The sequence below is a fragment of the Sulfuricurvum sp. RIFOXYD12_FULL_44_77 genome, from assembly GCF_001830725.1.
Taxonomy (GTDB): domain Bacteria; phylum Campylobacterota; class Campylobacteria; order Campylobacterales; family Sulfurimonadaceae; genus Sulfuricurvum; species Sulfuricurvum kujiense_A.
The window spans coordinates 1-9,407 of the sequence record NZ_MIBU01000179.1 but is presented as its reverse complement, the minus strand read 5'-3'; the positions used below and the strand labels follow the sequence as shown (position 1 = coordinate 9,407).

The following is a 9,407-nucleotide window of genomic DNA, read 5'->3' as shown; positions in this document are numbered from 1 at the left end:
TGACTTATGGTTTGCCATGGCATTTATCCTTGTCGAATTTTTTTTAGGGTAGAATACTACCTTAAAGAGAATTAAATTTAAGTTAAAATTTATAGAATCTGAAATAAAAAAGAAAAACTAATTTCTAAAAGGAAGAAAATTTTATGAAACTTTTTGGAACGGATGGAGTACGCGGAGAAGCGGGCTCATTTTTGACGGCAGAATTGGCGATGCGGGTAGCGATGGCGGCAGGTATTTATTTTAGTGCCCACTCCCGAACGAAAAAGATTTTAGTCGGAAAAGATACGCGGCGCAGCGGCTATATGATCGAAAATGCAATTGTCACCGGACTCACCGCAGTGGGATACGATGTTGTACAAATCGGTCCGATGCCGACCCCTGCCATTGCATTCTTGACGGAAAATATGCGTTGTGACGCGGGGATTATGATCTCTGCAAGCCATAATCCGTATGAAGATAACGGAATCAAATTTTTTGATGCCCACGGAAACAAACTCTCCGAAGATATCGAAGCGCAAATCGAAGCGATAGCCCATAATAAAGCCCGTCTTGAAGAGGGGCAGGTGACAGGGAAAAAGATCGGTAGTGCCAAGCGTATCGATGACGTGATCGGTCGTTATATCGTTCAGCTCAAAAATTCATTCTGCCGCGATTTAACCCTTCAAGGGCTTCGTATCGTTTTAGATACCGCCAACGGTGCGGGGTATAAGGTAGGGCCGACCGTACTCGAAGAACTGGGCGCCGAAGTGATCGTACTGCACGACAAACCGAACGGATTTAACATCAATGAGGGGTGCGGAGCGCTTCATACCAAAGATCTGCGTGAAGCGGTGAAACAGTATCGCGCCGATATCGGGCTTGCTCTCGATGGGGATGCCGACCGCCTTATCGTTGTCGATGAAAACGGTGACGAAGTGGACGGTGATCAGATTCTAGGGGCTTTGGGGCTCTTTTTGCACCAAAGCGGACAGCTCAAAGGGGGCGGAATCGTCGCTACCGTTATGAGCAATCAAGCACTCGAGGATTCGATGAGCGAGAACGGGTTAAAACTTTTCCGCTCCAACGTCGGCGATAAGTACGTATTGGAAGTGATGCGTGAAAACGGTATTAACTTCGGCGGAGAGCAAAGCGGTCATATTATCATGCACGATTACGCCAAAACCGGTGATGGATTGGTGAGCGCCCTTCAAATCTTGGCACTCCTTCTTACCACGGGAGAGAAAGCGAGCAAAGTGCTCCGTCCCTTTAGCCTCTATCCTCAAAAACTGGTCAATATCAAAGTCAAAATAAAAAAACCGCTCGATCAAATCGACGGTCTCTCGACTGAACTCGAAGCGGTGGAAGCCCAGCATATGCGTCATCTGATCCGATATTCGGGTACAGAGAATAAACTTCGTATTCTACTAGAGGGGAAAGATGCCAAAGTGATGGAGAGAGAAATGGAAAAATTGGTCAGCTTTTTCGAGAAAGCGTTGAATGCTTAAATCTTCTATTCTTCTCATTTTAGCGGCGTTGGGTGTTTTCATCGTCGATCAAAATATCAAATGGATTTTTGTCGAGGGATTTCGGTATTACACCGAGTGTATCGATCTTATCCTCGTCTACAATCGCGGGGTTGCCTTTTCCATGTTTGCCTTTTTGGAAGAGGGACTTAAATGGATACAGATCGCCCTTTTAGTAGGAGTGATCGGGTATACTCTTTGGCTTAAAAAGAACTGTTATATCCTTCCGGTCGGTATCATGGTAGGCGCGGGCTTTTCTAATGTATATGATCGCTTTATCCACGGTGGGGTAGTTGACTATGTTTATTGGCATTGCGGATTTAACTTCGCCGTCTTTAATCTTGCTGATGTTATGATCGATGTCGCCGTAATATGGTTATTGATTTTAAACTTTCGTCCGCAGTCGTGTAAGAGTTAAGTGTCTTTTAACTTCCACGCGGCTATAATTTCGCTCTTGCATTAATTGTGATGGTCTTATAGCTCAGTTGGTAGAGCACTACCTCGACAAGGTAGTGGTCACAGGTTCGAGTCCTGTTGGGACCACCATTTCTCCTTAATTTTCCTCAAAATTTATTTATTTAATCGTAAACCAATCAACAATCCCGTATAATCCGCGATATTTTCTCAACGAGGGACACCCTTATGGATATTATTGCACTTAAGCATGATGATCAAATAATCGATTTACAAACGGCAGAAGCACTTGGAATTACGGGTGAAGGGATCGTTTACGATAACTCTCCCGATTCTCTCGAAGTTCTTCGCCACTCTTGTGCGCATTTGATGGCTGAAGCGATCAAAGCGCTCTATACCGATGCTAAATTTTTCGTCGGTCCGACGGTTAAAGAGGGCTTCTATTACGATTTTAAAGTCAATGAGACATTAAATGAAGAAGATCTTAAAACGATCGAGAAAAAGATGCTCGATATTGCCAAAGGCAAAGAGAAGATCACACGATACGAAATCACGAAAGAGGAAGCTCGCGCTAAATTTGCAAACGATCATTTGAAACAAGCGGTTATGGATCGTATTCCATCGGAAACCGTGACGATCTATAAACAAGGCGAGTTTGAAGATCTTTGCCGAGGGCCTCATTTACCGAGTGTCGGTTTGATCCGTTATTTCAAATTGACCAAAATTTCCGGTGCGTATCTCGGGGGTGACAGTAAAAACGAAATGTTGACCCGTATTTACGGTATCGCATTTGCCGATAAAGAATCCCTCAAAGCGTATCTCGATCAAATGGCGGAAGCGGAAAAACGTGACCACCGCAAAATCGGTGCCGAGATGAAACTCTTTACGTTCCGTGAAGAGGTCGGAGCGGGATTCCCGATCTGGCTCCCTGCCGGGGCACGTATGCGCTCACGTTTGGAGCAATTGCTTTTCAAAGCACACCGCAAACGGGGATATGAGCCGGTACGCGGCCCTGAAATGCTCCGTTCTGATTTGTGGAAAGTGTCGGGACATTATCAAAACTACGGTGAAAATATGTATTTCACCCATATTGATGAACTCGAATTCGGCGTTAAACCGATGAACTGTGTCGGTCACATCAAAGTGTACGAGCATGATTTGCACTCCTACCGTGACCTTCCTCTCAAATATTTTGAATACGGGGTCGTTCATCGTCATGAGATGACGGGTGCACTTCACGGCTTGTTCCGTGTACGCGAATTTACTCAAGACGATGCCCATATCTTCTGTACGGCCGATCAAATCGAGCAGCAGATTATCGAAGTGGTCGATTTTGTCGATAAAATCATGAAAACATTTGAGTTTAACTACAAAATGATGATCTCGACTAAGCCGGAAAAAGCGGTCGGAGATGACGCGGTATGGGAGATTTCAACCAACGCACTTAAGACGGCAATGGACAAAAATAATCTCGCGTATGAGATCGATGAGGGGGGTGGAGCGTTTTACGGTCCTAAAATCGATATCAAGATCACCGATGCAATCGGACGTGAATGGCAGTGCGGTACGATCCAACTCGACTTCAATCTTCCGATGCGTTTTGAACTCGAATACAACGGCGAAGAGAACGTTAAAATACAGCCGGTAATGATTCATCGTGCAATTTTAGGTTCTTTTGAGCGATTTGTTGGTATATTGACGGAGCATTACGCTGGGGAGTTCCCAATGTTTATCGCTCCGACGCAGGTCGCGATCGTTCCGATTGCCCCTACGCACGAAGCGTACGCACGTGAATTGGCCGATAAACTGATCGATTTAGGTGCCGATTTTGAAATTTTCGATAAAAACGAAAGTCTCAATAAACGGATTCGTACAGCGGAAAAAGGACGTGTGCCGATGATCATCGTCTTAGGCGATGAAGAGGTAAACAACAAAAGTATTGCCGTACGCGATCGCAGATCACGCGAGCAATACAACCTGAGCGAAGAGGATTTCCTCGCAATGGTAAAACAAAAAATTAATGAGGTACATTTTTGATTAAGAAACAAGACCGAGTCCAAATGAACGAGGATATCCGCGTTCCTGAGGTACGTTGTGTAGTAGATGGTGGTGAAGCATTAGGGATCATTACGATTCAAGAGGCTATGGCTAAAGCCAACGAACTGGGGCTTGACCTCGTATTGATCTCTCCGGATGCAAAACCTCCGGTCGCGAAGATCATGGACTACGGTAAGTTTCATTATCAAGAAGAGAAAAAGAAAAAAGAGGCACGTAAAAAGCAAACCAAAGTTGAGGTCAAAGAGATTAAGCTTTCGGTTAAAATTGCTGAAAACGATGTGAGCTATAAAGTAAAACATGCTCGTGAGTTCCTCGAAGAGGGGAAACATGTCCATTTCCGCGTATTCTTACGCGGACGTGAGATGGCACACCCTGAAGCCGCAGTTGCTGTTTTACAGCGTGTTTGGCCTATGGTCGAAGATATCGGTATGATGTATAAAACACCTGCTATGGAAGGGCGTTATTGTAATATGATGATCCATCCGAAAAAAGACGATAAAAAATAATCTACTTCGTACGGGTCTTTCCCCGTACACCCCTTTAGAATACTTTCAACATAAACTTATTTTTTCTTGATTTATGGTATAATCCGCGTCTCGTTTAGAGAATTTTTGCGAAAGGATCAAGCCGATGCCAAAAATGAAATCAGTAAAAGGGGCGGTTAAACGCTTCAAAGTAAAGAAAAACGGCACGCTCAAACGTGGTTCTGCATTCCGTAGTCATATTTTGACTAAACAAGATGCAGGAACTCGTCGCGGGCAAAAAACACCAAAAGTGGTTGCTGCTGTTGATGCTAAAAACATCAAAAAGATGATCGTAGGCTAAAACCTATTAACCCTCCAGCATAACGCTGGGCAAGTCCGCATAGCGGCACCCCGTCATTTATATTTGAAGTGAACCGGGTCAAGAAAGGAAAAAAATGCCAAGAGTAAAAACTGGTGTCGTAAGACGCAGACGTCATAAAAAAGTATTGAAACTCGCACGTGGTTTCTACAGTGCACGCCACAAACATTTCCGTAAAGCGAAAGAGCAACTCGAGCGCTCACTCGTATACGCGTTTCGTGATCGTAAACAGAAAAAACGTGAATTCCGTAAATTGTGGATTATCCGTATTAACGCGGCTTGTCGCCTAAACGGAATGAGCTATTCAGTATTCATGAACGGCCTTAAACGTGCCAACATCGAACTTGATCGCAAAATCCTTGCTGATATGGCAATGAACGACGCAGCGGCATTTACTGCCCTCAGCGCTCTTGCTAAAGCAGCATTATAATTCTTTTAAACGCTTCAGGAGCGAAGCCCCTAAAGCTACGCTCGCCGCTAAGGCACTGAAGCTTGCCTCTTTCGAGGCAGATTTTTCTTCTTTATTCTCTTTTACTTCAATCTTTAAAACAACATAACATTTGCTATTCCCGAAGGAATACTAATTTATTGCTCGATTTTATACCCTTTGTTTTCCAAACATTGTCGGCATTCCACGGTAATAGGAGCTTTTGACGCTTCGGTTGCGGCTTTTAGATCATAATAGCGGCACTCTTGAAAATCGGCTTTGATGAGATCTTCCGTTTTGCCTGCTGGGCAGATCATTCCATTGAAGGAGATTTGTTTTTCAGCGCATCCGCTGATAAGGAGTGTTAGGGCTGTCAGTGTAAGAAATAGAATTTTTTTCATGAGAGATGATCCTCTTTGAGTGAATTTTCGAATAGGTAACGATGATCGTCGGGAAGTGATTCATAGACCATTTTAGCCAAATCACGAATTTCCCACAGAGCTGCTTTATCGCTGCGAAGGGAAATAAAGTTCTGCAAGCTTCGGGCGTTAATCGACCACGTAAGTTCCGTTTTATAGCTCTCGGGAAGGCAGTATTTCGCACGATCGTTACTGATCCCTGCAACTAATACGGCGCGAAGGTTTTCAAGGGCTCTGATACTCATCTCATCCACCATCTCTACGCCGCTCATAACGAGATATTTTTCCGCACGCTCTTGATGATCGATACTAAAGGGTTCTTCGTCTTTGAGCTCTTTGAGGGTATAGCGGGTACTTTTGACGCTTAACGAGGCCATTCGGTGACGTGCGAGTTCTTGGAGCAATGCACGGCTGATCCCCTCTACGTAGAAGTTATAGACGATATGTTCCAGTGTAGAGGCGTGTTTGAATTTATTGCCGACACGATCAATAAGAGCACGGTCTGCTTCGCCGCCGTTATCGCTTTTGTCAAAGCTTTGCCAGCACGTACGGATGGCGTCGGAACAAACTACAAGTGGTGTATGGTGATGTAGGGTTACTTTCATGGCAGTATCTTTGGAAGTAATTTTGAGTGAGTATAACGAAGTAAGGTGTAAAAGACGCTAAAGCGTCTTTTACATCACAAAAACGTGAGGAACGATGAGTGGATATTTTTTCATTTTGCGGTAGATATGTTTACGCACGACTTGACGCAAGTCATTCTCTATCGCTTTCGGGTTCTCGATAAGCCCCGGTTTGAGGTTGATCAAGAAGTGCTCTAACACATCTTCCATCTCTTGGGCAAACGCTTTGTCGTGACGGTCGGCCACGAGTCCGAAGCTTGTTACGAGAGGTTTGGAGAGGAGGCGTGATTCTGCGGCGCTCACTTGAGCCACCAACATAACCATCCCCTCGGATGCCATTTTTTGGCGATCGATAACGATATCGTCTTCGATTTGGTGGTTGTTTTGGTTATCGATATACGTTTTACCTGTTTTAACCGTTTTAACTTTACGCATCATTTTGCTATTGACTTCGATAGAGTCACCATCGCTCATAAGGAGGATGTTACGCTCAGGAACCCCACACGTAATCGCGGTATCTTTGTGTTTCATGATGTGGTTGTATTCACCGTGAACCGGTAGGAAAAATTTAGGGTTAGTGAGGCGAAGCATTAACTTCTGCTCTTCCATACTCGCGTGTCCCGATACGTGAATATCACGGTCATTAGCAACGCGGGCGCCTGCACGTTGCAGATAGTTGAGCATCCCTGAAATAGAACCCTCATTCCCTGGAATCGCACGTGCGGAGAGGACGATCAAATCGGTCGGTTTGATTTTGATATGGCGATGTTCGCCGATAGCCATACGGAAAAGGGCTGAACTCGGCTCACCCTGACTTCCTGTGGTGACGATCAATACATCTTTATCGCTCATACGGTTTGCCTCTTCGGCATCGATGAAGATATTTTTCGGAAGTTTAATGTAATCGTATTGCATACACACTTCGAGGTTGCGCTCCATAGAACGTCCGATAACACACACTTTACGGTTGTATTTAACCCCTGCCAAAATAGCTTGATAGACACGATGGATGTTCGAGCTGAACGTCGACATAATGATACGACCTTCTGATTTTGAGAAGATACGATCAAACCCCGGAGCAACGGTAAGCTCACTCGGTGTCCACTCTTTATTGTAGGAGTTGGTGGAATCGGAAAGGAGACATAAAACCCCTTTTTCACCGTAATGGGCAAGGCGGTGCAAGTCGGCCGTGTACCCGTCCACAGGAGTATGGTCGATTTTGAAGTCACCCGTATGGATAATCGTACCCGCTTTAGTTGTGATCGCCAAAGAGGATGAGTCGATGATCGAGTGGGTCATATGCATCCATTCGATATCAAAATCGTTTCCGATACGGTAGACTTGACGTTTAACGATCGGATTGAAATAGCGGCGGAAATCACGCATGTGGTGCTCGTCGAATTTGTTACCGATCATGGCAAGCGGCAACGGTGTTCCGTAGATAGGAAATTGCATCTCTTTGAAAAGATACGGTACGCCGCCGATGTGGTCTTCATGGGCGTGAGTGATAATAACAGCTACGATCTTTTTACGAATTTCGCGCAAGTAGGTGAAATCGGGAACGAGGATATCGACACCGTGCATCTCTTCATCCGGAAAACTCATCCCGATATCGATGATAATCGCTTCATTTTCGGTTTCAATAACGGTGATATTCCCACCGATCTCTCCAAGACCTCCCAAGGGAGTAATACGGACTTTCTCATTATTCTCGAGATTAAGTTTAAAGTGTGGGTTAAGACGATTTTTATGGGCATCTTGATTTTTGAGGACAAAGTCACGCAAATTGTTATCAATCGGTGTACTTGGGCTTCCACGGCGACCGCCGCGACCGCGATCGCGACCGCCGCGATTCGGTTCAGCATCAACTGCCGTATTTTCTGCCCCTTCAGGACGATCGGTACGCACAGGACGGTTGTCTTGACGCGGAGGTCTGTTATCCGTACGCGGAGGTCTGTTATCGGTGCGTGGCGGACGGTTGTCTTGACGCGGAGGGCGATTATCCTCACGTGGCTCTGCATTTGGACGCTCAGCTGTTGCCGCGTCTGTACCTACTGGAGCATTTGTATTTCGATTGCGGAAAGGTCGGCGGTTGTTACGACGTTGACGATTTTCCCCTTGTGGTTGTGCTGGTGATTCTGTTTGTTCATCGGACATAATATTTCCTTTATGACGCTCAAAAAAGCGTACTATATTTTGGTATGTTTGGATGCTCTAAAATACCCGAAAAAGTTATTTTATAAGGGTGTAGAGCCGGTGAAAGTCAGAGGTGTCAAGCTGATGAGGTCGGATGGAGCGTTCCATTTCAAGCGTTTCAAATGCTTGAGCTAAAAGAGCCCCATCATAGCGTGAGGAGAGATTTTTGTGGAGGGTCTTACGGGGCTGTGTAAAGGCCGCTCGTAAAAATTCTTCAAACCCTTCATCATTACGATTCGACCGTTTAGAAATGAGCAGTACGGCAGAATCGACTTTGGGAGCAGGCTCGAATGCAGTTGGGGGGACGTGAATCACGATCTCCGCCTCAGCCACACTCTGCGTAATGACGCTGAGCGCTCCAAAAGCTCTCTCTCCAGGTGAGGCAGAAAATTTCTCTGCTACTTCACGCTGTATCATGACAAGCAAGTTTCGGCACGCCGGATCGGCGAGGGCTTTGAGGATGATATTCGTCGCGATGTAATAGGGCAAATTCGCCACTAAATCGTACGGTTCATCCAAAAGCTCACTCTTCCAATGCTCTAATACATCTCCGCAACGGAGCTCAAGAGCTTTGGTATTGATTGCATCGGCAAATTGGTGCTTCAAATGCTTGCACAAGTCGGTATCGACCTCAAAAGCGGTAACACTTTTGACATCAACTAAATACTTAGTTAAATCACCTAATCCAGGCCCGATTTCAGCGATACGATGAGGGGTATCGGGCATCGATTGGATGATTTGAGCTAAAACAGCTTCATCTTTTAGAAAATTTTGGCCAAATTTCTTCTTGGCAATTTTGGCACGATCTTGTTGCATTACAACTATTGTACCCAATAAAGAGTAAATCACCTATTAAAAAATAAATTGCCCCCCTTTATCGTTACTTTTGGTAATCGAAGTTATACTTACATAACGATAGTATTCA

General features: G+C 45.1%; 10 protein-coding genes and 1 tRNA gene. 7 read left to right on the top strand and 4 right to left on the bottom strand.

Annotation, left to right across the window (positions count from 1 at the left end; genetic code table 11):
- Positions 1-143: 143 nt before the first annotated feature.
- The 7 genes from glmM to rplT all read left to right on the top strand — a co-directional run bounded on the left by glmM (position 144) and on the right by rplT (position 5,247).
- Positions 144-1,484 (top strand): phosphoglucosamine mutase, encoded by a 1,341-nt coding sequence (glmM, locus tag A2517_RS07110; RefSeq protein WP_294895528.1) that lies wholly within the window; start codon positions 144-146, stop codon positions 1,482-1,484.
- Positions 1,477-1,920 carry a signal peptidase II gene (gene lspA / locus A2517_RS07105; protein ID WP_294895527.1) on the top strand — a complete coding sequence of 148 codons (444 nt, stop codon included), beginning with the start codon at positions 1,477-1,479 and terminating at the stop codon, positions 1,918-1,920. The genes glmM and lspA overlap by 8 nt, the downstream gene beginning before the upstream one ends.
- A gap of 52 nt (positions 1,921-1,972) precedes the next feature.
- Positions 1,973-2,048, top strand: a tRNA-Val gene (locus A2517_RS07100).
- A gap of 96 nt (positions 2,049-2,144) precedes the next feature.
- A complete protein-coding gene (thrS, locus tag A2517_RS07095) occupies positions 2,145-3,953 on the top strand; it encodes a threonine--tRNA ligase (RefSeq protein WP_294895525.1) in 1,809 nt (602 codons plus the stop codon).
- On the top strand, positions 3,953-4,480 hold the full coding sequence (gene infC, locus A2517_RS07090) for a translation initiation factor IF-3 (RefSeq protein WP_294895530.1): 528 nt from the start codon (positions 3,953-3,955) through the stop codon (positions 4,478-4,480). The genes thrS and infC overlap by 1 nt, the downstream gene beginning before the upstream one ends.
- Positions 4,481-4,604: 124 nt before the next feature.
- The gene (rpmI, locus tag A2517_RS07085; RefSeq protein WP_015652538.1) at positions 4,605-4,799 is read left to right on the top strand and encodes a 50S ribosomal protein L35; all 195 of its coding nucleotides are present in this window, start codon (positions 4,605-4,607) and stop codon (positions 4,797-4,799) included.
- 94 nt (positions 4,800-4,893) lie between these two features.
- Positions 4,894-5,247 (top strand): 50S ribosomal protein L20, encoded by a 354-nt coding sequence (rplT, locus tag A2517_RS07080; protein WP_294895523.1) that lies wholly within the window; start codon positions 4,894-4,896, stop codon positions 5,245-5,247.
- Positions 5,248-5,402: 155 nt separating this feature from the next.
- On the opposite strand, the gene A2517_RS07075 is transcribed toward rplT, so the two are convergent.
- The 4 genes from A2517_RS07075 to rsmA form a co-directional block, all read right to left on the bottom strand.
- Positions 5,403-5,645, bottom strand: a complete 243-nt coding sequence (locus tag A2517_RS07075) for a hypothetical protein (RefSeq protein WP_294895521.1) — start codon at positions 5,643-5,645, stop codon at positions 5,403-5,405.
- The gene (gene thyX / locus A2517_RS07070) at positions 5,642-6,268 is read right to left on the bottom strand and encodes an FAD-dependent thymidylate synthase (RefSeq protein ID WP_294895519.1); all 627 of its coding nucleotides are present in this window, start codon (positions 6,266-6,268) and stop codon (positions 5,642-5,644) included. The genes A2517_RS07075 and thyX overlap by 4 nt, the downstream gene beginning before the upstream one ends.
- A 69-nt stretch (positions 6,269-6,337) precedes the next feature.
- Entirely contained in the window at positions 6,338-8,443 is a 2,106-nt protein-coding gene (locus A2517_RS07065; RefSeq protein ID WP_294895517.1) for a ribonuclease J, read from the bottom strand.
- A 75-nt stretch (positions 8,444-8,518) separates the two neighbouring features.
- Positions 8,519-9,298 carry a 16S rRNA (adenine(1518)-N(6)/adenine(1519)-N(6))-dimethyltransferase RsmA gene (rsmA, locus tag A2517_RS07060; protein ID WP_294895515.1) on the bottom strand — a complete coding sequence of 260 codons (780 nt, stop codon included), beginning with the start codon at positions 9,296-9,298 and terminating at the stop codon, positions 8,519-8,521.
- Positions 9,299-9,407 lie beyond the last annotated feature (109 nt).

Excerpts from the sequence above, each read along its gene's own strand:
- thyX (WP_294895519.1), bottom strand. The coding sequence starts at position 6,268 with ATGAAAGTAACCCTACATCACCATACACCACTTGTAGTTTGTTCCGAC.
- rpmI (WP_015652538.1), top strand. The coding sequence starts at position 4,605 with ATGCCAAAAATGAAATCAGTAAAAGGGGCGGTTAAACGCTTCAAAGTA.
- thrS (WP_294895525.1), top strand. The coding sequence starts at position 2,145 with ATGGATATTATTGCACTTAAGCATGATGATCAAATAATCGATTTACAA.
- lspA (WP_294895527.1), top strand. The coding sequence starts at position 1,477 with ATGCTTAAATCTTCTATTCTTCTCATTTTAGCGGCGTTGGGTGTTTTC.
- A2517_RS07065 (WP_294895517.1), bottom strand. The coding sequence starts at position 8,443 with ATGTCCGATGAACAAACAGAATCACCAGCACAACCACAAGGGGAAAAT.
- A2517_RS07075 (WP_294895521.1), bottom strand. The coding sequence starts at position 5,645 with ATGAAAAAAATTCTATTTCTTACACTGACAGCCCTAACACTCCTTATC.
- rplT (WP_294895523.1), top strand. The coding sequence starts at position 4,894 with ATGCCAAGAGTAAAAACTGGTGTCGTAAGACGCAGACGTCATAAAAAA.
- rsmA (WP_294895515.1), bottom strand. The coding sequence starts at position 9,298 with ATGCAACAAGATCGTGCCAAAATTGCCAAGAAGAAATTTGGCCAAAAT.
- glmM (WP_294895528.1), top strand. The coding sequence starts at position 144 with ATGAAACTTTTTGGAACGGATGGAGTACGCGGAGAAGCGGGCTCATTT.